The sequence below is a fragment of the Paenibacillus sp. NPDC056933 genome (assembly GCF_042674385.1).
Lineage (GTDB): Bacteria > Bacillota > Bacilli > Paenibacillales > Paenibacillaceae > Paenibacillus.
The window spans coordinates 1,578,421-1,601,790 of sequence record NZ_JBHUQN010000001.1 but is presented as its reverse complement, the minus strand read 5'-3'; the positions used below and the strand labels follow the sequence as shown (position 1 = coordinate 1,601,790).

Annotated in this window: 22 protein-coding genes; 3 read left to right on the top strand and 19 right to left on the bottom strand. The window is 47.8% G+C overall.

Annotation, left to right across the window (positions count from 1 at the left end):
- Positions 1–141: 141 nt before the first annotated feature.
- The 10 genes from rnc to ACFTRD_RS07215 form a co-directional block, all read right to left on the bottom strand.
- Positions 142–840 carry a ribonuclease III gene (rnc, locus tag ACFTRD_RS07260; protein ID WP_192266239.1) on the bottom strand — a complete coding sequence of 233 codons (699 nt, stop codon included), beginning with the start codon at positions 838–840 and terminating at the stop codon, positions 142–144.
- A gap of 13 nt (positions 841–853) precedes the next feature.
- A complete protein-coding gene (fabF, locus tag ACFTRD_RS07255) occupies positions 854–2,092 on the bottom strand; it encodes a beta-ketoacyl-ACP synthase II (protein WP_379378418.1) in 1,239 nt (412 codons plus the stop codon).
- Between the two features lie 180 nt (positions 2,093–2,272).
- Positions 2,273–2,506, bottom strand: coding sequence for an acyl carrier protein (gene acpP, locus ACFTRD_RS07250; protein ID WP_024630176.1), 234 nt, complete (start codon positions 2,504–2,506; stop codon positions 2,273–2,275).
- A 152-nt stretch (positions 2,507–2,658) separates the two neighbouring features.
- Positions 2,659–3,408 carry a 3-oxoacyl-[acyl-carrier-protein] reductase gene (fabG, locus tag ACFTRD_RS07245; protein WP_192266238.1) on the bottom strand — a complete coding sequence of 250 codons (750 nt, stop codon included), beginning with the start codon at positions 3,406–3,408 and terminating at the stop codon, positions 2,659–2,661.
- A 37-nt stretch (positions 3,409–3,445) separates the two neighbouring features.
- Positions 3,446–4,378, bottom strand: a complete 933-nt coding sequence (gene fabD, locus ACFTRD_RS07240; protein ID WP_379378415.1) for an ACP S-malonyltransferase — start codon at positions 4,376–4,378, stop codon at positions 3,446–3,448.
- 27 nt (positions 4,379–4,405) lie between these two features.
- Complete coding sequence (locus tag ACFTRD_RS07235) at positions 4,406–5,395, bottom strand: beta-ketoacyl-ACP synthase III (protein WP_192266236.1); 990 nt, start codon at positions 5,393–5,395, stop codon at positions 4,406–4,408.
- Between the two features lie 8 nt (positions 5,396–5,403).
- A complete protein-coding gene (gene plsX / locus ACFTRD_RS07230; RefSeq protein ID WP_192266235.1) occupies positions 5,404–6,399 on the bottom strand; it encodes a phosphate acyltransferase PlsX in 996 nt (331 codons plus the stop codon).
- Positions 6,396–6,944, bottom strand: coding sequence for a transcription factor FapR (fapR, locus tag ACFTRD_RS07225; RefSeq protein ID WP_267132530.1), 549 nt, complete (start codon positions 6,942–6,944; stop codon positions 6,396–6,398). The genes plsX and fapR overlap by 4 nt, the downstream gene beginning before the upstream one ends.
- Positions 6,945–7,392: 448 nt before the next feature.
- Positions 7,393–7,566 carry a 50S ribosomal protein L32 gene (gene rpmF / locus ACFTRD_RS07220; protein ID WP_017689233.1) on the bottom strand — a complete coding sequence of 58 codons (174 nt, stop codon included), beginning with the start codon at positions 7,564–7,566 and terminating at the stop codon, positions 7,393–7,395.
- 65 nt (positions 7,567–7,631) lie between these two features.
- Positions 7,632–8,138 (bottom strand): YceD family protein, encoded by a 507-nt coding sequence (locus ACFTRD_RS07215; RefSeq protein ID WP_379378411.1) that lies wholly within the window; start codon positions 8,136–8,138, stop codon positions 7,632–7,634.
- Between the two features lie 449 nt (positions 8,139–8,587).
- Between ACFTRD_RS07215 and hmpA the strand changes: the two genes are divergently transcribed.
- Complete coding sequence (gene hmpA, locus ACFTRD_RS07210; RefSeq protein ID WP_379378409.1) at positions 8,588–9,823, top strand: NO-inducible flavohemoprotein; 1,236 nt, start codon at positions 8,588–8,590, stop codon at positions 9,821–9,823.
- Positions 9,824–10,161: 338 nt separating this feature from the next.
- Positions 10,162–11,394, top strand: a complete 1,233-nt coding sequence (locus ACFTRD_RS07205; protein WP_379378407.1) for a nucleotidyltransferase — start codon at positions 10,162–10,164, stop codon at positions 11,392–11,394.
- A gap of 334 nt (positions 11,395–11,728) precedes the next feature.
- On the opposite strand, the gene ACFTRD_RS07200 is transcribed toward ACFTRD_RS07205, so the two are convergent.
- The gene (locus ACFTRD_RS07200) at positions 11,729–12,769 is read right to left on the bottom strand and encodes a SepM family pheromone-processing serine protease (protein ID WP_379378405.1); all 1,041 of its coding nucleotides are present in this window, start codon (positions 12,767–12,769) and stop codon (positions 11,729–11,731) included.
- Between the two features lie 207 nt (positions 12,770–12,976).
- Between ACFTRD_RS07200 and ACFTRD_RS07195 the strand changes: the two genes are divergently transcribed.
- Positions 12,977–14,293, top strand: a complete 1,317-nt coding sequence (locus ACFTRD_RS07195; protein ID WP_379378403.1) for a nucleoside recognition domain-containing protein — start codon at positions 12,977–12,979, stop codon at positions 14,291–14,293.
- Here ACFTRD_RS07195 and coaD read toward each other — a convergent pair.
- The 8 genes from coaD to ACFTRD_RS07155 form a co-directional block, all read right to left on the bottom strand.
- Positions 14,271–14,777, bottom strand: a complete 507-nt coding sequence (gene coaD, locus ACFTRD_RS07190) for a pantetheine-phosphate adenylyltransferase (RefSeq protein ID WP_379381218.1) — start codon at positions 14,775–14,777, stop codon at positions 14,271–14,273. The genes ACFTRD_RS07195 and coaD overlap by 23 nt on opposite strands.
- Position 14,778: 1 nt before the next feature.
- Positions 14,779–15,390, bottom strand: coding sequence for a 16S rRNA (guanine(966)-N(2))-methyltransferase RsmD (gene rsmD, locus ACFTRD_RS07185; protein ID WP_379378401.1), 612 nt, complete (start codon positions 15,388–15,390; stop codon positions 14,779–14,781).
- Between the two features lie 471 nt (positions 15,391–15,861).
- Entirely contained in the window at positions 15,862–16,152 is a 291-nt protein-coding gene (locus tag ACFTRD_RS07180) for a hypothetical protein (protein ID WP_379378399.1), read from the bottom strand.
- Positions 16,153–16,253: 101 nt separating this feature from the next.
- Positions 16,254–16,559 (bottom strand): hypothetical protein, encoded by a 306-nt coding sequence (locus ACFTRD_RS07175; RefSeq protein ID WP_053783757.1) that lies wholly within the window; start codon positions 16,557–16,559, stop codon positions 16,254–16,256.
- A gap of 139 nt (positions 16,560–16,698) precedes the next feature.
- The gene (gene lacZ / locus ACFTRD_RS07170) at positions 16,699–19,761 is read right to left on the bottom strand and encodes a beta-galactosidase, LacZ type (RefSeq protein WP_379378396.1); all 3,063 of its coding nucleotides are present in this window, start codon (positions 19,759–19,761) and stop codon (positions 16,699–16,701) included.
- A 175-nt stretch (positions 19,762–19,936) separates the two neighbouring features.
- On the bottom strand, positions 19,937–20,767 hold the full coding sequence (locus tag ACFTRD_RS07165; RefSeq protein WP_247902118.1) for a carbohydrate ABC transporter permease: 831 nt from the start codon (positions 20,765–20,767) through the stop codon (positions 19,937–19,939).
- Entirely contained in the window at positions 20,760–21,659 is a 900-nt protein-coding gene (locus ACFTRD_RS07160) for a carbohydrate ABC transporter permease (RefSeq protein WP_111619183.1), read from the bottom strand. The genes ACFTRD_RS07165 and ACFTRD_RS07160 overlap by 8 nt, the downstream gene beginning before the upstream one ends.
- A gap of 132 nt (positions 21,660–21,791) precedes the next feature.
- Complete coding sequence (locus tag ACFTRD_RS07155) at positions 21,792–23,084, bottom strand: ABC transporter substrate-binding protein (RefSeq protein WP_379381216.1); 1,293 nt, start codon at positions 23,082–23,084, stop codon at positions 21,792–21,794.
- Positions 23,085–23,370 lie beyond the last annotated feature (286 nt).

Below are 23,370 nucleotides of genomic sequence, written 5' to 3'. Positions count from 1 at the left end.
CCTAGTTATCGATCAGGAAAAACAGCTCCTGAACCTCCTTACAAAAAAAAGAGCAAAAAGCAGTCCGGCCGATAAATTCCGCCAGGCGGACCCGCGGGCTGCTCTTTGCTCTTCGTTTGTCTATGCGCCTTACGGTAAAGCTCAGGCTTCCGGAAGTTTCAGTCGATCCAGTGCTGCGGATGCAGCCTGTTGTTCGGCTTCCTTTTTGGAACGTCCTGTACCTCTGCCAAGCCGTTCTTGACCCATATGGACCTCGGAGACAAACTCCCGTTCATGGGCAGGGCCCCGTTCCTCAACGATACGGTATTCCAGCGCTCCCATATTGTGGTGCTGAGTGAGTTCCTGCAATTCCGTTTTGAAATCGCTCATTTGCAACTTGCTGCCCAGAACGATCAACGGAAATACATGCTGATCCAGAAATGCCCGGACAGGCGCCAATCCCTGATCCAGATATAATGCACCGATGAAAGATTCAAACACGTCCGCCAGAAGAGCCGGCCTTGTTCGTCCTCCCGTCAGTTCCTCACCTTTACCAAGAAGTACATACTGTCCAAAACCCAATGCTTCAGCAAATTTGACGAGGGAAGGCTCACAGACAATGGATGCCCGCAGCTTAGTTAATTCACCTTCCGGGCGATTAGGATACAAATGATACAAGTATTCCGATACAGTCAGTTCCAGCACCGCATCGCCCAGAAACTCCAGGCGTTCGTTATCCTGATGCTGACTGAATCGGTGTTCGTTTACATATGAAGCATGGGTAAACGCTTGTTTTAAAAGCTGCCTGTTGTCAAATTTGATTTGAAGTTTGTGTTGTAACTGCTTCAGATCTTCACTCAAACGAACTAGCCCCTTATGCTTCAAATTTTTTGAGAATAATGGTGGCATTGTGACCGCCGAACCCAAATGAATTGGACATGGCAATATTAACTTTAGTTTGACGCGGAACGTTTGGAACATAATCCAAATCACATTCCGGGTCCTGATTTTCCAGGTTGATTGTTGGAGCAAGCGTCTGATGGGTCAGCGACAATCCGCAGATTACGGCTTCCACGCCACCCGCAGCACCAAGCATATGACCTGTCATGGATTTGGTTGAACTCACCGCAAGCTTGTACGCATGATCGCCAAACGCTTTTTTGATCGCAAGCGTTTCGGATCTGTCACCTACAGGTGTTGATGTTCCGTGTGCATTGATATAATCCACTTCTTCTGGTTCGATACCCGCATTACGCAGAGCCATCTTCATGCAACGAGCTGCTCCGTCCGGATCAGGCTCTGTCATGTGATGTGCATCGCCAGTGAGACCGTAACCAATTACTTCACCATAAATACGGGCACCACGTTTTTGAGCATGTTCAAGGGATTCAAGGATCAGAACTCCCGCGCCTTCGCCCATAACAAACCCGTCACGTTCTGTATCAAAAGGACGGCTCGACTTAGCCGGATCATCATTACGTGTAGACATGGCACGCATTGCACAGAACCCAGCCAGACCGGTTGGTCTGATGGTCGCTTCTGCACCACCACAGATCATCGCGTCCGCATCTCCGTTTGCAATCAGCTTGAAGGAGTCTCCAATGGAGTGTGTTCCTGTAGCACACGCGGTTACCACGTTGATATTAGGTCCTTTCGCCCCAAGAGAAATCGACATTTGGCCAGAAGCCATGTTGGAGATCATCATCGGAATGAAAAATGGGCTTACGCGTTTAGGACCCTTTTGCAACAAGGCATTATGTTGGTCTTCCCAAGTACCCAATCCACCGATACCCGATCCGATCGACACACCGAAACGCTCTGCCTCAATGTTCTCGTCAATTTTCAGACCACTGTCTTCAACGGCTTTGAAGCCAGCTGCTACAGCGAATTGAACAAAACGGTCCATTTTACGTGCATCTTTGCGATCCATATACTCTTCGGGGTTGAAATCCTTGATCTCGGCTGCAATTTGAGTGGTGTATTCACTTACATCAAACGCCTCAATCTGAGAGATTCCGGACTTGCCTGCCATTAAACTGCCCCAGAACGTTTCCAAATCTTTTCCGAGCGATGTCATTACGCCCATTCCGGTAATTACAACTCTTTGTTTCAAACCGACTCACCTCTATATCGACTGCATTACGCAAGTATTTTGTGGGAATATCCGCAAGCAGACGTCTAGCCAAGCATGATCCGAAGATCCGTTGACCGGTACCCGCTTGCGGAATGAGAAAAACCAATGAATGATGAGAAGTCCCGCCTGTTCGAAAACAGGTGCGGGACTGAATTGACTTTAGGTATGAGATTGTATGTAGTTTACAACTTCACCTACGGTCGTGATTTTTTCTGCATCTTCATCAGAGATTTCCAAATCGAATTCATCTTCCAATTCCATGACCAATTCCACTACATCCAAAGAATCAGCACCCAAATCTTCTTTGAAAGATGCTTCAAGTGTAACTTCAGCTTCGTCTGCGCCCAAGCGGTCGACGACGATGCGTTTTACACGCTCCAATACATCGGACATCCGGTTCACCTCCTCCTTGGTATTATACGAGAATCGCAGGCAAAATGCCATAGAAGACATATGCGGCTCCCGGCCGGGGAACCCGGCCTTTTTCCGGCATTTCGGATCGTCCAGCGCCTGTTCCCCGACTATTGTTCAAGTCCGGGAAGAAATTACATGTACATGCCACCATCAACATGCAGTGTCTGCCCTGTCATATAAGATGAAGCTTCTGAAGCCAGGAACGAGACAACACCGGCAATTTCATCCGGCTGGCCCAGACGGGACAACGGAATACCACTCAGCATGCCATCTACCAACTCCTGAGACAACTCCTTGGTCATATCGGTCTCAATAAATCCCGGTGCAACGCAGTTGACTGTGATGCCGCGGGAAGCTAGCTCACGTGCAGATGCCTTCGTCAAACCAATGACCCCTGCCTTGGCAGCAACATAGTTGGCTTGTCCAGCATTTCCGAGTACGCCCACAACCGAGGAGATATTGATAATTCTTCCTGACCGTTGCTTCATCATCGGACGTGTAACCGCCTTAAGGCAGTTAAACACCCCTTTAAGATTGGTTTCAATCACCTGATCGAATTCCTCTTCTTTCATACGCATGATCAGGTTATCACGGGTAATCCCAGCATTGTTGACAAGGATATCCACATTGCCCCACGCTTCAATCGTGGCTTTGACCATTTGTTCAGCTTCGTCCATCAGGCCTACATTCGCTTGAATCGTAATCGCTTCAACACCTTTGGCACGAATCGCTTCTGCAACTTCCTCAGCTGCCGCTTGACTGCCTGCATAGTTCACAGCCACATTGGCGCCAGCCTCGGCCAAAGCCAGTGCAATACTGCGCCCAATGCCACGGGATGCGCCAGTAACGAGCGCGTTCTTACCTTGCAGTGGTTTAGACATAATCATTCCTCCTTTCCCCAAATCTAATCATGGTTAATCAAATTAGTGCAGCTGCCGTTGCATCGAGCGTCTCAAGACTGTTTACATTGTATAGTTTAACGGTTTTATCTGTTTTTTTAATCAACCCGGTCAATACACTGCCAGATCCAATCTCAATAAATGTATCCACACCTTGCTCAATAAGCCATGTCACACTGTCTTCCCATAAAACCGGAGAATAGACCTGTGCCGTCAACAAATCTTGAACCTTACCATCCTCCACTGGTCTAGCAGTCACATTCGCGACTACAGGGACTGTACCGGATGAGAACGAAACAGTTTTCAGTTTCTCGGCCAGCTTCTCGGCTGCGTCCTTCATTAAGGAAGAATGGAACGGACCGCTCACTTCAAGTGTAATGGCACGTTTGCCGCCCGCTTCTTTGACCCGTTCAGCGACAGCAGCTACCCCTTCCTTCACACCGGAAATTACGATTTGTCCCGGGCAGTTTATATTCGCAAGTTCAACGACATGGCCACTTTCAGATACGTCCCGGCAAAGCACCCCCAGCGCTTCCCGATCCGCACCCAGAACAGCAGCCATCGCACCCTGTCCACCAGGCACAGCCTGTTCCATATATTGACCACGTGCCCGTACAAGGCTTACCGCATCCGCAAACGATAGAACGTCCGCCGCGACCAGTGCACTGTATTCACCGAGACTATGTCCGGCCGTATAATCAGGCTGAATTCCTTTTTCTTTAAAAGCCTCAAGCAATGCAATACTTGCTGTCAGCAGAGCCGGTTGTGTATTCGATGTCTGTTTCAACTCGGTCTCTGGTCCCTCAAAAACAAGATTACTCAGCGAGAAACCCAGCGTTTCATCGGCTGTGCGAAAAATCTCTGTTGCCGCAGGCACAGACTCATACGCATCCTTGGCCATTCCCACAGTCTGTGATCCCTGTCCGGGAAATACAAATGCTATTTTACCCATCCCATTCATCTCTCCCAGCTGTCTAGTTTACCACACGAGTACCGATGCGCCCCACGTCAATCCGCCGCCGAAACCAACCATAAGCACGGTATCTCCGGCTTTCATACGGCCTTCTTCAGCAGCTTCTACCAGAGCAAGCGGAATGGAAGCCGCGGATGTGTTGGCGTATTTATCCACGTTGACTACAACTTTCTCTTCAGGAAGTTCGAGTCGCTGCATTGCAGATTGGATAATCCGGATATTGGCTTGGTGAGGAACAAACAGATCCACGTCCGTACGTTCCAGACCTGCCTTGCGAAGCACTTCAATTGTCGCTGTACCCATCACCCGTACCGCAAATTTAAACACTTCACGGCCATTCATGTAAATGTAATGCTTTTTATTCTCAACCGTCTCTGCGGATGCAGGCAGACGGGAACCTCCGCCTTCCATTTGAAGCAGGCTGCCACCTGCCCCCTCGGCTCCAAGATCGAACGACTTGAATCCACGTCCTTCCGGCACCTCTCCAACAACGACCGCCCCTGCGCCATCGCCAAACAGTACACAGGTGTTACGATCCGTATAGTCCGTAATGCGAGACAAACAATCCGCACCAATAACAAGCGCATTGTTGTACATACCGCTTTGGATGAAACTCGTTGCTGTGGCAAGACCGTATACAAATCCGGAGCAGGCAGCAGACAAGTCAAATGCCGCAGCGCCCTTGGCACCAAGCTTATCTTGCAATATACAAGCTGTAGAAGGGAATGAAGAATCCGGTGTGATGGTTGCTACAATAATCAAATCGAGATCACTGCCAGTCATACCAGCAGATTCAAGTGCTTTGATCGCCGCCTCGTATGCCAGATCCGAAGTTGCCTGTTCCGGTGCAGCAATATGACGCTCCTTGATTCCTGTACGACTGACAATCCACTCATCATTCGTATCGACCATTTTCTCCAAATCGCTGTTTGTCAAAATTTTCTCAGGTACATATTTACCTGTACCGATAACCCCTACCGGGCGTAAATTATTCATGTCGTCACTCACTTCCCGCTAATTTCCTTAGATATGCTCTCCACCAGCTGGTTCTGTACTGCAATCCGTGCCTGGCGCACAGCGTTTTTGATGGCATTGCCATCAGCTGATCCATGACTCTTCACCACAAGTCTGCTCAAACCGAGGAGCGGTGCACCACCATGCTCGGTATAATCCAGTTTCCGTTTCAAACCACGCAGCTCAGGCATGAGCACCGCGGCAGCCAGTTTACTTTTGAGCGACGATGAGAATTGTTCCTTAAGCAGGGCAAAAATGGCCCCTGCTGTGCCCTCGAGCGATTTCAGCAATATATTACCGGCAAATCCATCACATACAAGCACATCACACGCGCCTGTAAGTACGTCACGGGCCTCTACGTTACCTACAAAACGAATCGGAAGCTGCTCCAGCAAAGGGTATGCATGTTTGGTCAACTCATTCCCCTTACCCGGCTCCGTTCCCACATTAAGCAGGCCAACTCTTGGCGACGCAATTCCCTGCACTTTTTGCCGATATAAGCTGCCCATCAGACCATACTGTGCAAGGTGTTCCGGTTTCGCATCCATATTCGCGCCGAGATCAAGTGCCAGTACACCCACATCATCGATCGTCGGAATCATGGGCGCAAGTGCCGGGCGCTCAATGCCTTCCATACGACCTACCACAAGCAACCCGGCTGTCATCAGCGCTCCGGTATTGCCCGCAGAGATCATGGCATCTGCTTCGCCTTCCTTCAGCATCCGACCCGCAACCACCATGGAGGCATCCTTCTTGCGACGGACCGCCTTCACCGGTTCATCATCCGAACCGATCACTTCGGAAGCATGCCGAATAGTCAGATTAGCAGGTTTGGCACCTGACTGACTCAGAAGAGGTTCCAGCTTGGCTTCATCGCCGACCAGGACGATCTGTGTATCCGCCCATTCCGTAGCCGCGGCGATCGCACCTTCTACTGTTGCCACAGGTGCGTTATCGCCTCCCATGGCATCAATGACGATTTTCATCCCAAATGACCTCCTTCTACGCTGTCTTCTCCACCTGAACGGTAGATTACAAAGTTGCCTTGAAACACCATTTCTTCACCCACATACGTGAAAACTTCCACTTTTGCTTTGCCCTTTTGGCCGGAGATCGATCTCACATAAGCCTTCGCAATACATTTCTCTGCCAAATGAACCGAACGAACAAAACGAATGTCTGCGGAAGCTGTCAAAGCAATCTCATCATTGATAACGGCAACAGCTAGCGAGTTGGCTTGTGCAAAAACATAATGTCCCCGAGCGATGCCTGTTCTCGAAAATACGTGCTCTTCCTTAATCTCAAACAAGGAAATCCCGCTCTTGTCCAGCTGTAAGTCTACAATATCTCCGATAATCTCATGCAGGGGCAAGGAGCGCACCTGATCGTAGGAACGCTCCGCCATCAGTTTCATCCGCTCCCGCAGCTCGGGAATCCCAAGCTCAAGCCTGTCGAGACGGATCGTCTGAATACTCACCTTTAACTGGCGTGTAAGTTCCTGGTCCGTCACAAACGGGTTGTCTTCGATCATTTTGGTTAACTGCTGCTGCCTCTGCCTCTTCGGTACACGTTCGATGCCTGACACCCCCCGCTGTATCGTTTACGGAACCGCCCATCCGGTCAGTTCAACATTCTTCTTCGTTGCTTCTATAACTGCATCCCTGTTCCTAAGCAGGGTCGTTCTCACACGGATTATGGTTCAAGTATATGTAACGTCAAATCTTAGAACCTGGTACTAAACTATAGTATATCTCATCCCTTGTCAAAAAGAAAGGCTGGCTGAGCAAAAACAATCCTGTTTCGTAAAGCCTGGCTTCAACGCACTTAACATATCCTATCGCAAGACGGATGAACATTAAAAATCTTCTGCCGGGATTTCTCCAAGAAGAGACAACGAGCAACTTGCGAACACTTTTCAACTCTATAACCCAAAAAAAGTAGCACCTCATCGAAATGAAGTGCTACTTGATGTCTAGCTATTATTGAGAGATGATCTCTCTTGCTTTGTACGTTCCGCACACTTTGCACACGTGGTGACTAAGTTTAAGTTCGCCACATTGTTCACATTTCACCATGCCCGGTACAGCCAATTTAAAGTGAGTGCGACGTTTGTCGCGACGCGTCTTGGACGTTCTCCGTTGAGGTACTGCCATTATTCCCACCTCCTTATCAAAATCAACCTTTGCAGGTAGTTGTTACGTTCGATTTTCACTCATGCTCATTTAAAAAAATCCTTGAGCCCTGCAAGCCGCGGATCGATAACTTGGTTATCACAACCGCAGTCACCTTCGTTCAGCTCATGGCCACACTTGGGGCATAACCCTTTGCATGTATCGCTGCATAGCGGTATAAACGGAAGATCCAGCAGAAAAGCTTCCTCGGCATAACCTTTCAGATCAACGCTCTCTCCATCCACGTAGAAAGTATCATCGTCTTCAGGCAAATCCTCTGGCTGTTTCCCCTGCTTGAATTGCTCATGAAAATCAATATGAAAATGTTCATTAATTGGCTTAAGACACCGGGAGCATAACATGTCCACTCCTACTGTCAGTTTGCCATGAACATCCACAACGTCGCCCTCTCTGTGTTCTGCAGATAAATCCGCAGACAGCGGGGTAACGGCTGTGATATCCTGTCGGTTAGAAACCAGTTCCTTGATATCCCACTGTTCCTTGAACTGTAGGGGACGGTCACTGGTAGCCACTTTGCGAAATGGCATTAACATTTTCCATCACTCCAAACGAAACCAATTTCATAATTCAAGTCAAACGCATTACGACAGTTATACAGATCAAGCTTGACTGTGACTCATCATATTCCTGACTGTATGTATTCTGACGTTTCATCGCAAAAAGTATTATGAAATTGACTTAACAAACAAAAATCATTATACCGATTTTTCAAGACGTTTGTCAACACTTTTAACTTTACACCCTTTTTTAAAAATGATGATCCGGAGCCGAACACGATCTCTGGTCCATTATAGGCTTATGAGCGGATAAACTACAAGTCATGCATTTTTTCGCAAGCCCGGTCACAATTCGTTAATGATTTGTGTGATCTATATCACACGTACCCCCATATGCCCTATCTATACTTGCTATAAAACGACGCACGATAAGCTTCTACCACGATTTATCCAACTACAACATTTACTATCAGGAGGGAATATCCATGTTAAGTCTTAACACGATTAAAGTAATCAAATCAACGGTACCCGTCCTTGAAGTCCACGGCGAAGCCATCACACGCCATTTCTATGAAACGATGTTCAGTCATCATCCGGAGCTCCTGAATATTTTTAATCACGCAAACCAGAAACAGGGACGACAACAAGCCGCCTTAGCCAACATGGTATACACTGCCGCCCAGCATATCGATAATCTGGGCTCTATCCTGCCTGCCGTAAGACAAGTTGCACATAAACATCGGAGCCTCGGTATTGTCCCTGAGCAATACGCAATTGTTGGCACTTATCTGCTTCAAGCCATCAAAGATGTACTTGGAGATGCAGCCACCGATGACATAATAACGGCTTGGAGTGAAGCCTACAATGTGATCGCGGATGCCTTTATCGGTATCGAACAGGAAATGTATACGGAGTCAGAGAACCAGCGTGGAGGCTGGAAAGGATTCCGTTCCTTCAAGGTTGCAAAGAAAGTGAAGGAGAGCGAATACATCACTTCCTTTTATTTCGTTCCGGAGGATGGTTTGCCCATTGCCAGCTATGAACCAGGACATTACATCAGTATCAGACTGCACCCAGAGGGGCATGCTTTTACCCAGATTCGTCAGTATAGCCTTTCGGATGCGCCAGGTAAACCTTATTACCGTATTTCCGTTAAACGTGAATGTGCTGTGATGGAGCGTCCTGACGGGGTCATCTCCACCTATCTCCACGAACACATTACTGAGGGTAGCGTTGTGGAGCTATCCGCCCCAGCTGGCGACTTTGTCCTGAACTCGGAAGACCAGCGCCCTGTTGTGCTCCTTAGTGGAGGTGTCGGACTTACCCCCATGATCGGCATGTTGAACACTCTTGTTAACCTTGGAGATAAACGGAGTATCACATTTTTACATGCAACTGCAAATGGAAGAACCCATGCATTCCGTGAACATGTGAACAACCTGGCAGAGAGCCACGAAGGGCTCCAGGCTTACTATTGTTATACACAGCCTACTGCCTCTGACCGTGAGAATGCGTATTTTCACAAGGAGGGTTATATGGATGCAGACTGGCTTCGCCAGATGGTCGGGGAACAGGATGCCACCTATTATCTGTGCGGACCGGTTTCATTCATGCGAGCAGTTTATACAGCACTCCTAGCTATTGGCGTTGCACCCGACGACATGCATTATGAGTTCTTTGGACCCAAAACAAGTCTGGCCCCTTCGCCGGAGAATGTGTAAGCAGCCAGTGAATAATAAGGCAATTTATATTCGTTTTAATTGGGTGGGCACTTCTCCCAAAACAGCTGTAAAATGATTTCAATTATAAACTTTCATTGCCTCGAAGGCGCGTTCTAACATCTTAGATGTAAGATTCGCGTCTTTTTCTCTTGTCTTCACGGCAACATGATTTGATCAAATGCTAGCACATCCCCTATGATGGAACTGAGTTACGTTTTTTAAAATGTCACAGAACACGTTCTACATTAAATGATAACTCAGCCTGCCATCATTTGGCCCATATATTTAACATGCTATACATAACATCCCCCTTATGCTCGAAAGGAGTGCGCTCTAATATGAAAGTCGTTGGCGTCATCGTTGAATATAATCCCTTACACAACGGGCATGTCTATCATTTGAGTGAAGCCAGACGACTCAGCGGCGCTGACACTGTTGTGGCCGTAATGAGCGGCCCTTTTCTCCAGCGCGGCGAACCCGCCATTGTGGGCAAAAGGGCCCGCACTGAGATGGCGCTGCACGCAGGCGCCGATCTAGTGCTTGAATTGCCGGTTGCCTATGCTGTACAACCGGCCGAGTGGTTCGCCTTTGGTGCGGTGTCACTGCTGCACCACACCGGCGTTGTGGACTCGCTCTGCTTCGGCAGCGAGTCCGGCAACCTGGACAGCCTGCAGCGCATTGCGCGCGTGCTGGCTGTGGAGCCGGCAGGGCTGCGCGAGGATATCGCGCGCAGCCTGCGGGAAGGCGCCAGCTACCCCGCCGCGTACGCAGGAGCGGCAGCAGCGCTGGCGCCTGGCGGCGTCGATGCAGGCGACGCCGCTGCACTGCTGGGGCAGCCCAACAATTCGCTTGGGCTGCACTACCTGATCGCGCTGGAACGACTCGGCAGCGCGATCCAGCCTTTTACGGCGGCGCGTACCGGTGCCGCGTATCATGAGGCGACGCCCGGGCCGGGGGCGATCGCCAGTGCAACTGCCGTCCGCCGCCTGCTGATGGCGGACGGGCCCAAAGCCGCCGCACCATACGTGCCGGCGGCAACCCTTGCCATTCTGCAGCGCGAATGGCAGGAAAGGCGCGCTCCCGTGCACTGGGAGCGCTTTGCGCAGCCGCTGTTACACATCGCGGCGACCCGCCGTGCCTCCGAGCTGGCGCAGATCGCCGAGGTCACGGAAGGGCTCGAACATCGGCTGACCCGCACGCTCGCTCAGCTCCCTAACCCTTCAGTCGAGGCGCTGCTGAGCGCGCTTAAGACCAAACGGTATACACGCACGAAGCTGCAGCGTATGCTCACCCACTTGCTGCTGAATCATACCAAGGTGGAGTGTTCACCCGAGAAGCTTGGCGAAGGGCCTGGATATCTCCGGGTACTTGGGTTTAATGCACAGGGACAGGGCATCTTGAAACATATGAAAAAGACGGCTTCTCTACCTGTCCTGCTGAAACCATCGACCTTTGTCCATAACCAGCTGGAGTTGGACGTACAAGCTCAGGCAGCATATGCACTTGCCTGTGAGCACACCGATATGCGATTGATGTATAGTGACTACTATGAGCCACCTGTGCGACTCTAGGTGTTCATTCAGTCATATCCATAACTGAATGAACCACCAAACGACTTCGAAGTCTCCATGTTGTTATGTCGAATAACTGTCAAGTCTTTGCTCTGTTCCATCATTGGTGCCTGGGATGGATGGCAATCCACACCGTTGGTTGTACTGACTGATAATCGAGGTGGTCAAACGACGTTGTTTGAAGCGGTATGCATTAACATTAGACCATATAACCCAAATCCCCCTATTGCAATTAGGCATAATCGCAATAGGGGGATTTCACATCATTCTCTTACTTTTTATTTGGTCATCCTGCACTCTCTTATACGTCTCTTTTTTAGGGAGAATAATCATTTTATGATTTGACAGATAAGGTTTTTAGATAAGCCAGCGCATCATCCACCGTACTGACAGGAATAAGTTTCATTTTAGTCCCGATCTGCTCAGCCTTTGCCTCGGCTTCCTTATAATTGTCCTTTGGCACAAAGAAAAACTCCGCTTCTTTTCGGTCTGCTGCGACAATCTTGTGTACAACGCCACCGATCGCACCAACCACTCCTTCTTTGGTAATGGTGCCTGTGCCAGCAATCCGGTGACCTTTCGTCAGATCTCCAGGGGTCAGCTGGTTATAAATCTCCAATGTGAACATCAGTCCGGCTGATGGACCACCTACCTGAGTATCCGTGAAGGATATCTGTTTATTCGGATCATCCGCTTTGACCTTCTGAACCGCTCCGATCATGACACCCAACGCCGGACGAGTTTCACCTGTTTTGCTGTCTTTCACTTCAATAAGTTGAACGTCCCGGCTGATGGTTTCTCCGCCTCGCTCCAGTTGCATCTCAACCGTATCTCCGACCTTTTTGTTCTTTAACTGCTCAGAGAGCACTGTATTGTCCGGGGTTGCGGTTCCGTCTACACCCAAAATAATATCTCCGGGCTCAATATCTCCCTTGGGTTTTGGATCATCAGACAACCCAAATACAAAAATATGCTCAGGAACAATGGAGTATTTCACTCCCGCCTGCTCATAAGCCGCCTCCATTGCGGAGGATTGCGAATCACTCATGAACCAGACCTGTTCGGCAGAATATTCCGCTTCGCTTTTACCGCGCAGCCGATCTTCTTTTTTATCCACTTGGGCATTTCGATCAAACAAGGAAGTTCCTAGCAAAAACACATTGGCATATGTTGCCGACACTGTCGTCATCATAAATACGCCACGTTCTTCCTTATCGCCATCCTTAACGGTGACCATGGGTTTTACTTCGTCGGCGCTGCCAGGCATATAAATAATATATGGCGTTGGCATATACACCGCAACATAGACGACCAGAGCCAGCACGATCACAAAGATCGAAGCTCTGAATCCGCCTGATTTCCGAATCCGATTCATTGCATGAGCCCCCGTTCTTTGTGTATCTTTCCATTATTATAAGTCTAACACTCCCCTGCTCCCGCATACAATGGTACAGGCCGGATAGGCCGCTGTTTACAGTAGTCTATCCGGTCAAGGCCGAACCGTTTCCGGACGTCATTCGGCCGTCCACAAACTAATCCGAAGCCGAGTGTTGTATTGCGGCTATCCATATGAGGTGAAACCATGACAATGCAGAGCGAAGTTACAGGCTCTGGACCATTACGAACGGTAGTTCTGAGTACCGGTGCTTTATTGCTGGTCGTTGCAGTAGTTGTATCGCCAAAAGAAGCATTTGATGCCTCCATTCAGGGTCTGGATATTTGGTGGAAAATTATCTTTCCTGCCATGCTTCCATTCCTGATGTTATCCCAAATGCTGACTGCATTCGGCTTCACTCACGCGCTCGGCGTCTTACTTGGGCCATTGATGCAGCGGTGGTTCCGTCTGCCCGGCAAAGCCGGACTCGCTATTGTGGTCGGCATGTGCGGCGGTTTCCCGGCAGGGGCTGATACCGCATCTCGCTTGCTGCAGGATCGACAAATTACCGCCAAACAGGCGGGTATTGTGGCATCAACAGCTCATTTCGCCAATCCACTGATGATTATACTTGTCATTGGTGCTGCTTTTCTCCACCAGCCTGCTGCCGGATACTTCCTTCTTGGGGTTCACTGGGTAAGTGGCTGGATCGCCAACATGATCGGGGTACGTATTCTGCCTGCGAAGTCCAAAAGTACCCGTATCGTCTCTTCATCCGCTGAATCGAAACACAATGAGATTGTCTCTGATCCAAAGACGCCTGATTCTGCACACCAAGCTGCTTCATTCAAACGGCGTAGTCTGTGGTCGCAAATGATGCTTGCAGCACGCGAGGCACAGGAACGGGATGGACGAGGGTTCGGCAAACTGCTTGGTGACACCGTCTCCCAAGCTGTACAAACCTTAATGATGACCGGGGGATATATGATTGTGTTTGCTGTATTCATTCGGCTGCTCACACTCTATATCACACCCGGCACTTCAGTCGCTCTCTGGCCTGCTCTGCTGGAGCTCCATCTGGGAGCCTATCACCTGAGCCAAAGCCAGTTGAGCCCTTTGCTCATCCTATCTTTACTTGCAGCCATCCTCGGCTGGGGCGGTCTAAGCTCTCATCTGCAAGTCTCCGCTGTACTGAAAGCAGCCGGGCTTGCATCAACATCCATGTTCTACTTTGCAGGAATACGCCTGCTTCATGCGATGATTGCCTTTTTCACCAGCTTGCTGCTGTGGCTGCCATTCAGCCGTTACAGTTCTGAGGTCTGGGCCACTTTTCAGACCAATACAGGCAATGGTTTGTCACCATTCCTAACCAAGCAATCCTTGGTTGGCATGAACACCTCCGACATCATCGAATCCGTCTGGAGCGGCTTTCCAGCTGCCTGCATCGGTCTGGCATTACTGCTCGCCGTCATGGTTAGCCTATCGGGGCTGACCTTCTGGTTCAACCGCCGGTTTTCTCGCTAATTTTCTGACGTAGCGCCGCTTCAACTTCAGGCGAAACCAGATCGGTGACATCCCCGTGGTAGTGAGCAATCTCCTTAACGATGCTTGAGCTCAAATAAGAATATTTGGGATTGGTCATCATAAAAATCGTTTCCGCATCCGGGTTCAACTTGCTGTTGGTCGAAGCCAGCTGCAGTTCATATTCAAAATCAGTCACCGAGCGAATGCCGCGGACAATGACCTGGGCTTCTTTTTGCCTCACATAATTTGCCGTCAGATCACGGAAGCTGTCCACTTCCACATTAGGCAAATGACTTGTGACTTCTCTAATGAGACTCTTGCGTTCTTCCACCGTAAACAATGGATTTTTGCTCATATTATTCAATACCGCCACGATGACACGATCAAACTGCTTCGACGCTCTCGCAATAATGTCTAGATGGCCCATGGTTACGGGATCAAAACTTCCTGGATATACGGCAATTCGTTCCTGACGATGTATCATTTCACTCATGAGGAGCCTCCTTTTCCGCTGTGCTAGATTCTCCATCTTCTGTTGTTGCAGCAGGTGCATAATGATAGATGGATACAGCTGTCTCCCCATACAATGCCTTGCGCGTTTGTTCAAACGGGCCGAATTGCTCAGGGTAACTATATTTGGATTCATATTCAAGCACGATGGTCGCTTCCGGTTCAAGCAGCTCCAGTTCGTGCATTGTAAGCATAAACTCATCTCCATTTTTCATACGATAGGGCGGGTCCAGAAATACCAGGTTAAATTGGGTGCTTCGCTTGGAGAGCGCCTTTAATGCACGACCGGCATCGTTCCGGTATATGGCCGCCTGATCTTCCAGCTTGGTTGCCTTCAGATTTGCACGGATCACTTCAATGCTCTTCGATTCCAAATCAACAAAAACAGCCTTGTCCATGCCGCGGCTCAGTGCCTCAATACCGAGACCACCACTGCCTGCAAACAGATCCAATGCTGTACCCCCCTCAAAATAAGGGCCAATCATACTAAACAACGCTTCCTTCACCTTGTCGGTGGTCGGCCGCGTTCCTGTGCCAGGAACAGCCTTCAGCGGTCTGCCTTTCGCACTCCCAGATACCACTCTCACTGATGAGTCACCTTTTCTCTCTATGTAAGTTTATTGATACAGCTATCCTACCACAATCGGGTTCAGTTTGAAAAATAGTCTGTCTGCTTTCGCTAAAGAAAATTGTTGACGCAATATGTATAAAAAGGAAACATTCCGGCCATCCTGTAATTATCGACATCACAAGTGTCGTAGACAACCGCGGAGAAGACTTACGTTTCCCCATAAGCTCTTCGTCCGGTTTCTCCTCTCCCATGAAAAAGAAGCTCTCGAAAGAGGGCTTCTTTTTGTTATCCAATATTATGTACTATAACCAAACTGACCCATTATGAAGCCGTAGCCCTCAGTCAACCCTACTCCCCATATTCATCCATGTTGGCTTCCCTGTGTTAACCCTGAGGTGTCAGTTGATTTATCCAGTATCATGGCACAGTCCCTCTCATAGCTAATCCAGATCTGCACAATGGGAAGCATTAGAACCACGTTTCGCCCTTAATCTACCTTATTGGATTCCCGCCTCCTACGCATGGATACATTCAAACTCAACAGCGGAATCAATAATCCCAATGCAGGAAAGGCCATATTCCATGACTGGTATCTGATCGATTGAATAACAATAAAGACAATCGCCATCAAGATTATGATCTGAGTAATCTGAAATCCGTCCAAATTTCGGTTGAATGCCTTTTTGGAAATCATCCTAATCAGGAAATAGGCAACCAAACTATAGAAAACAGCCATTCCGATAATGGCAAAGAATACGATTAAAGCAACATTGTCCAAGATTTCTCCTCCTTCACTCAAACTCAATTTCTTAATTTTACCATATGAGCGAAAGAGTGTCTTTGGTATTCTACTGGCTAAACTCTCCACACCGTCCTCATTTACTTCTCTTCACTGATCACTGTCGCGTTATAGATCACAATCCGTTTACCATCCAGATCAAAAAGTACTTTATTCCCATACTCCGTATCCTGCAAATCAATTTTACCTTCATAGGTATGAATCAATTCTCCCGAATCACTGTATACCTTAACCACACGTTCCAGACCGCCGGAGTTGTTGGATCTCATCGTTTTGAGCGCACGTTCACCTGAAGCCGTGTTGAAATACCAGATGAAACAGCCCACAATAATGCCCAATATGACCAGCAGCGTTACCCATACACCCGTTTTCGCTTTTCTACTCAAAATAAGCCCCTCCTTATCCCATGTCCAGTACTGTACGAGGCAGGTACGGTAACGGTTTCACAGGTCACATCTGATACACAAAAACAGAGGCCCCACTTGCGGAGACCTCTGTCCTTTAGCTACATCTTATACAACGCTATTAAAGTGTACGAATAACGAATTCATATTGAAGTTCGCCATCTGAGGCGATACGGTATTCCGGATGAACCGGTGCACCCCAGCTGTCGTCGCCGCCCACGCCCATTTGCTTGCCAGATACAGTTACGACCGTATAATGCACAGGTGGCAACTCATACGCATGTTGTGCATTCTCCAGCTCAAATGCTGTATATGGTGACACATTCAGCTCGACCGGTGATGCTGATGCTTCAATTTTGAAGCCGCGCCCTGCATTATCGGTCAATTTGGCCCAACGCACCCCCGTACGGTTGCCAGACTCCTGTGGTACAAGGTATGGAGCTACGGTATCCACTACCTTGCTGCCATGGATGCCCAGGCGTGCGCCAAATGCCCGGTCCGCATAGTTTTCCTCCGGTCCCATCGCGAGCCATTCCACATTTTCGAAGTCCGGTGAAGTCTTGAAGGAAAGAGCGTGGATCGGAAGATCCGGCAGGCCTGCCGCTCCTTTATAACGATTTTGCACATGTACACTTCCATCAGCACGAACGGTATAAGTCACTTTTACTTGTACATCTGCCGAAATATTGAGCTTGTACGTGAATTCGATCCGATATTGATCCGGGTTCTGTTCCGCTTTCCAACCCACACATCTAGGCAGCAGACTTGCAGCATACCAGGCACCAAGCTCGAAACCCATGGCAGTACCTTTGTCATTATCGGTTGTTGCACGCCAGAACAGCGGTGCAGGCGGCGTTGCAATCGTTTCACGACCAGAAAACTTCAGGGATACCAATGTTCCGAATGCCTTGGAGAACAGGGCATGGGTTTGGCCTACCCGTACACCGATATTCACGTCCCCTTCAACGACCTGAATCTCATTTGAGAGGTTCAGATCCAATACCGCAGTTTCGCCTGATTGAGCAGACAACTTGTCCTGAGCGAATATAAATTGTCCAAAGGCAACTTCCTCCGCTTTTTCCGCCCACAGTGTTGCCGTTTTTAAAACGAACGCGGTATTTACTGCATACTCACCATCAGTCAGAGTTTCTGCATGAAGTGGAAGGTTTACAAAAGTCTCGCTTTGCGGGCTCACGTTTACATCCAGTGTTCCACGCAGCACTTCGTGACCTTCACGCTCCAGGCTGTAAACCAGTTCGAATTCAGACGTGTCCGCAAACAAATTATCGTTAACGATTTTCACACCTTCCCGATCCGGGAACAGCTTGATGTTTTGATACAGGAATTTCACTTCCTGCATCTTGGCAGACACTTTGCGGTCTGCGTGCACAATGCCGTCTCCACAGAACGAATAGTCCGAAGGACGATCACCGAAATCTCCGCCATAAGCAAGGAACTCTTTGCCGTAACGATCTTTTTTGAAGATAGCCTGATCGATATAGTCCCAAATGAAGCCGCCTTGGTACATCGGATATTTATCTTCAAGTTCCGTATACTTATGCATACCGCCAATGGAGTTACCCATAGCATGCATGTATTCACAACTGATATAAGGTTTATCCGGATTTGCGTTCAAAAATTCCTCAATGTCCGCCGGTTTGGCATACATGCGAGACTCCATGTCACTCGTATCGTTGAAACGACGGTCATGGAAGACACCTTCATAGTGAACGAGACGGGTCGGATCTGCTGTTTTAAAGTACTGAGACACTTTATAGATCACTTCACCACCATGAGACTCGTTACCGCAAGACCAGATCAGAATGGACGGATGGTTCTTATCCCGCTCTACCATCGACACCGCGCGATCCATAACGATATCATGCCACTCTGGACGATCACCAGGAATAACCCACGAAGGCTCAACTGCGCCGAGCTTCTGCCACGATCCATGTGTCTCCAGGTTCATTTCATCAATCACATATAATCCATATTCATCACACAGTTCATACCACAGGCTTTGGTTCGGATAGTGAGATGTACGAACAGCGTTCATATTGTTTTGTTTAATGGTACGAACATCCCAAAGCATGTCTTCCTTGGTTACAGCGCGTCCGAGGCGCGGATTGAATTCGTGACGGTTTACCCCTTTGAACACAATCCGTTTACCGTTGATATGCATCACTTTGTCGATCATTTCAAATGTACGGAAGCCAACGGCCTGAGGTACAACCTCCAACAGCTCGCCTGCTGCATCATATACTTTAATGTACAGACGATACAGGTAAGGAATCTCCGCGCTCCACAGGTTTACTTTGCCAATCTCCTCACGAAGACTCACCAGACCATTGGTAACTTCAACTCCGCCAAATGTTTTCACCGTATTGCCTTCTGCATCCCGCAATTCAGCCTCCACTTTCGCTCCGGCAGCTGCTTTCCCTTCAAGCTTAAGATCCACGTTTAACGTACCATTGGTATAAGACTTGTCCAGATCCGTCACAACCCGCACATCGCGAATATGCGCAGCCGGCACAGTATACAGATACACATCTCTGAAAATGCCGGAGAATCGCCAGAAGTCCTGATCTTCCAACCAGCTGCCTGTGCTGCGTTGATACACTTCCACAGCCAGTTTATTCTCTCCATCCTGCAGGAATGGCGTCAGATCAAAATCGGATGGTGTAAAGCTGTCTTCCCCATATCCGACAAACTGTCCGTTAAGCCATACATAGAATGCAGACTCCACGCCTTGAAACGAAATATATACAGGGTTGTTCTCCCATCCAGTTGGCAAATGGAATGTGCGAATATAACTGCCTACCGGGTTTTGGTCCTGCGGCAATGCAGGTGGACGCAGATCGTTTAAGCCATCCCAAGGGTATTGCGTATTTACATATTGGATCTGACCGTAACCCTGAAGCTGAATATGCCCCGGTACTTCAATATCATCCCAACCGTCACTGGAGAAATCCCGCTTGTAAAAAGCTTCGGGGCGGCAATCCGGACGAATAGCATAATTGAATTTCCACGTTCCGTTAAGGTTGTAGCGCATCGCCATTTCACCGGATGCCTGTGCTTCTTCCATGGTACGGTAATAACGATGATCCGAATATGCGTTAAGACGGTTTACTTCAAAAACGCTTACATCGCCCAGCCAGTTAATATCTGCTTGTGTTGCTTTCATTCGGCTCTCTCTCCCTCTTGAAACAAATATGTTTATTACTTATTCAGTACAGATTCTTATTTTCCTTTTTCAAAAACAAACATAAACAAACAGAAAGACAGAGGAACGCCATTTCTGGCGCCCTCTTCTCTCATTTTTGCATCTACGTCCAATCAGACGGCTTTATGCTATTCCATTATTTCACAGAACCAACCATTCCAGCGACAAAATGTTTCTGCATGATGAAAAAGACAATGGCTGTTGGCAGCGTGGCAATAACGATCGCTGTCATAATTACGCCATAATCTGGAGCGTATCCCGAACCGAGATTCGAGATCAGCAGCGGAATCGTTTGTTGGTCAGGCGTTTGCAATACAATCAGCGGCCACAGATAGTTGTTCCAGCTGCTCATGAATGTGATAATCGCTGCTGCTGCGTATGTTGTTTTCATCGTTGGCATGTAAATCTTCAGGAAGATCCCCAGCTCGCTCAGTCCATCAATACGTCCAGCTTCCAGCAGATCTTTAGGGAACATTTTGGTGTTCTGACGGAAGAAGAAAATCAGAAACGCTGTCGTAATGGTTGGTAAAATGACGGATGCCATGGTGTTGATCCCGATGACCGGTGTAACACTTGAGATCGTTGCAAACATACGGTACAGAGGCACCATAATTGCTGCAAACGGAATCATCATGGATAACAACAAGATGTTGAACACAACATCACGAGATTTCGTACGATATACCTCAAAGCCATAACCTGCCATCGAACCAATCAGCAGAGCCAGAACCGTTGAGACAACGGAGATAATAGCTGAGTTCCCCAGAGCCTGCACCAGATTGGTCGAGTCAATCAATTTGTTGAAGTTATCAAGGAAAGCCGAACCTGGCAGCAATCTACCTTTGGTAACATCGACAGATGCATTTGTAGAGCTGACCAGCATCCAGAAAAATGGAAAAATGGATACAAAGGCGACGATGGATAGGAAGACGTAAGTGAAAATCCGTTTTGCTTTAGCTTTAGCCATTTTTATTATCACCTGCCACTTTAAACTGGATGATGGACAATATTATGATCAAAATTACGATGGAGTAAGAAACGGTTGCCGCATATCCGAAGTCCGGTGAATATTTGAACGAAAGGTTGTAGATATATTGCGAAATGGACATGGTCGCGTTACCCGGACCACCTTTGGTAATGTTCATAATCTCATCAAAGATCTGCAAGGTACCGATAGTTGATGTAATGGATGTGAATAGGATGATCGGTTTGAGCAAAGGTACGGTAATTTTGAAAAATTGGGTGAATGCATTGGCTCCGTCAATTCTGGCTGCTTCATAGATCGATTGATCGATATTTTGCAGAGATGACAGATAGAAAATCATGTTATATCCGGTCCAACGCCAAGTGACGGCGATTATGATCGTAATTTTAGCCCAGAACGGGTCCGTGATCCATTGAATTGGAGTGCCGATGATGTGCAAGCCCAATAACGCCTGGTTCACCATACCATCCGGTGCAAACAAATATTTGAATACAACCGAGTAAGCTACGAGTGAAGTAACGCAAGGCAAGAAAATGGCTGTACGGAAAAAGCTGCGGAAACGCAGTGTGCTGTCATTTAGCAATACGGAAATGAACAAACCGAGAATAATCATTACAGGTACTTGAATGATCAAGTAAATGAACGTATTTGATAATGCTGTACGGAACGTTGTGTCAACCAACAATCTCTTGTAGTTCGCAAGGCCCGAAAATTCAAGGTTGGCACCTTTGCCAGACTTGAATGATAGGAGCAGCGCTTGAATCATCGGATAGAAGTAGAAGGCTACAATTCCGACAACAGCCAGCAAAACAAAAGCCCATCCAGTCAAATTATTTTTCTTTTGGAGACTGTCTCCTGTATTTATGGCTTTCACAGTATGGCTCCTCTCTCTCCATGGAACATGGGTAGAACCTACAGAGCCTCTCGCCTTGTCCGGTTCAGCTTGCGCCAGACAAGGGAGACGGCTCCGATGTTACCTAGGGTTCTATAAGTTACCTTGGGTATCTTAGTTTAATTGTGCTTCAGCTTGTTTTTGTGCATCGGCTAGAACGTCATCAATTGCTTTACCGTTCAGGTACGCTTGCATTTCAACAACCAGAATGTCTTCAATTGCATATGTGTTACTACCGTAGTTTACATTCGGAATTTCTTTGGTCCATGTTGCAAAATCACTATAGATTTTTTGACCGCCGAAGAACTCATCTGCCTTGTTGTATGCATCACCATCTACAGCCGGTTTGTACGTACCAATAGCACCAATGTTCGTCAACAAGTCTTGATACAGTTGTTTGTCAGAACCAAATGTTTTTGCCAGGAAGTCAGCTGCTTGATCTGCACCAGGAACGTTATTCATAACATACCAGGAGCTACCACCCAGGTTGGATGCGTGTACAGAGTTTGGTTGGCCAGCCATTTTTGGCATTGGAGCTACAGCCCATTTACCGGATTGGGAAGCTTCTTGACGTACAGATGGTGAGAACCAGTTACCTGTAGGAATTGTTGCTACGCTACCGTTATTGGCGTTGGCAACAAATTGACTCCAGTCAGAGTGCAATTTAACAATGTTGGCATCCATCATTTTTTTGTACGTTTCGAAAGCTTCTTTCAATGCAGGGTTGCTGCTGATGTCAGGTGTCTTGCCATCTTCTGCAGTGTACCATTTGCCTGCAGTCTGGATCATCATGCGAATGATTCCAAGATCATTCGGGTCAAGAGACAACAGCTCTTTACCTGTTTTTGCTTTTACGTCTTTACCGATTTGGATGTAATCATCCCAAGTGATGTCTTGCAAGTCAGCAGCCTTGTAGCCCGCTTGTTCCAGCAAGTCCGTTCTGTAGTACAAACCTGCTACGCCGGAGTCAAATGGAACTCCATATTGTTTGCCCTCATAGGATGTTGGTCCAATTTTGTAATCTGCAAAATCGGAAGCTTTAATCGTGGAAGACAAATCTTTGAATGCATCAGGATATGCACTCAGGAAGCTTTGTGAACGATAGTCCTCAATCAGAACGATGTTAGGAAGACCGCTGCTTGTTCCAGAGTTCAGGCCTGTGTTCAGCTTCTGAATAATAGCATCTTGAGCATTCTCAATGATGTTGATTTTCAGATCGGGATTTTGTTTCTGATATGCTTCTTTTGCTGTTTCAAGTGCAGCAACGTTAAATGCTTTGTCCCAAGCCCAAATTGTGATCTCGTTTGTTTTTTCGTCACCACCGCTAGCCGTTTTGCCTCCACCGCCGGATGAACATGCGGACAACAACAGGACAGTAGCGAGCATCAATACCCACATTTTTTTCAAATCATTCAACTCCCCTTCAACCTCTTTGTGTGTAATTTGTTTACGTTTTCTGAAAGCGGTTGCTTTCGATGTAATCATCTTATCATTCCCAAATCGTCATTCGTTAGTAATAATTTTGTGCCGATTTGTCATCTTATTGCCACAATGAAAACCTTTACAGAAACCGCTTGCATTAATTTTGGATTATGGTAATTTCTTTTGAATTTGTACTTTTTCCATCTAAAATGTTTACCAATGATCCTTTTTGCTTCATCCAATGGATATTATTTTGCATTAAAAAGAGCCC

Excerpts from the sequence above, each read along its gene's own strand:
- acpP (WP_024630176.1), bottom strand. The coding sequence starts at position 2,506 with ATGTCCGATGTATTGGAGCGTGTAAAACGCATCGTCGTCGACCGCTTG.
- fabG (WP_192266238.1), bottom strand. The coding sequence starts at position 3,408 with ATGTCTAAACCACTGCAAGGTAAGAACGCGCTCGTTACTGGCGCATCC.
- fabD (WP_379378415.1), bottom strand. The coding sequence starts at position 4,378 with ATGGGTAAAATAGCATTTGTATTTCCCGGACAGGGATCACAGACTGTG.
- ACFTRD_RS07235 (WP_192266236.1), bottom strand. The coding sequence starts at position 5,395 with ATGAATAATTTACGCCCGGTAGGGGTTATCGGTACAGGTAAATATGTA.
- plsX (WP_192266235.1), bottom strand. The coding sequence starts at position 6,399 with ATGAAAATCGTCATTGATGCCATGGGAGGCGATAACGCACCTGTGGCA.
- fapR (WP_267132530.1), bottom strand. The coding sequence starts at position 6,944 with ATGATCGAAGACAACCCGTTTGTGACGGACCAGGAACTTACACGCCAG.
- rpmF (WP_017689233.1), bottom strand. The coding sequence starts at position 7,566 with ATGGCAGTACCTCAACGGAGAACGTCCAAGACGCGTCGCGACAAACGT.
- ACFTRD_RS07215 (WP_379378411.1), bottom strand. The coding sequence starts at position 8,138 with ATGTTAATGCCATTTCGCAAAGTGGCTACCAGTGACCGTCCCCTACAG.
- hmpA (WP_379378409.1), top strand. The coding sequence starts at position 8,588 with ATGTTAAGTCTTAACACGATTAAAGTAATCAAATCAACGGTACCCGTC.
- ACFTRD_RS07205 (WP_379378407.1), top strand. The coding sequence starts at position 10,162 with ATGAAAGTCGTTGGCGTCATCGTTGAATATAATCCCTTACACAACGGG.
- ACFTRD_RS07200 (WP_379378405.1), bottom strand. The coding sequence starts at position 12,769 with ATGAATCGGATTCGGAAATCAGGCGGATTCAGAGCTTCGATCTTTGTG.
- ACFTRD_RS07195 (WP_379378403.1), top strand. The coding sequence starts at position 12,977 with ATGACAATGCAGAGCGAAGTTACAGGCTCTGGACCATTACGAACGGTA.
- coaD (WP_379381218.1), bottom strand. The coding sequence starts at position 14,777 with ATGATACATCGTCAGGAACGAATTGCCGTATATCCAGGAAGTTTTGAT.
- lacZ (WP_379378396.1), bottom strand. The coding sequence starts at position 19,761 with ATGAAAGCAACACAAGCAGATATTAACTGGCTGGGCGATGTAAGCGTT.
- ACFTRD_RS07165 (WP_247902118.1), bottom strand. The coding sequence starts at position 20,767 with ATGGCTAAAGCTAAAGCAAAACGGATTTTCACTTACGTCTTCCTATCC.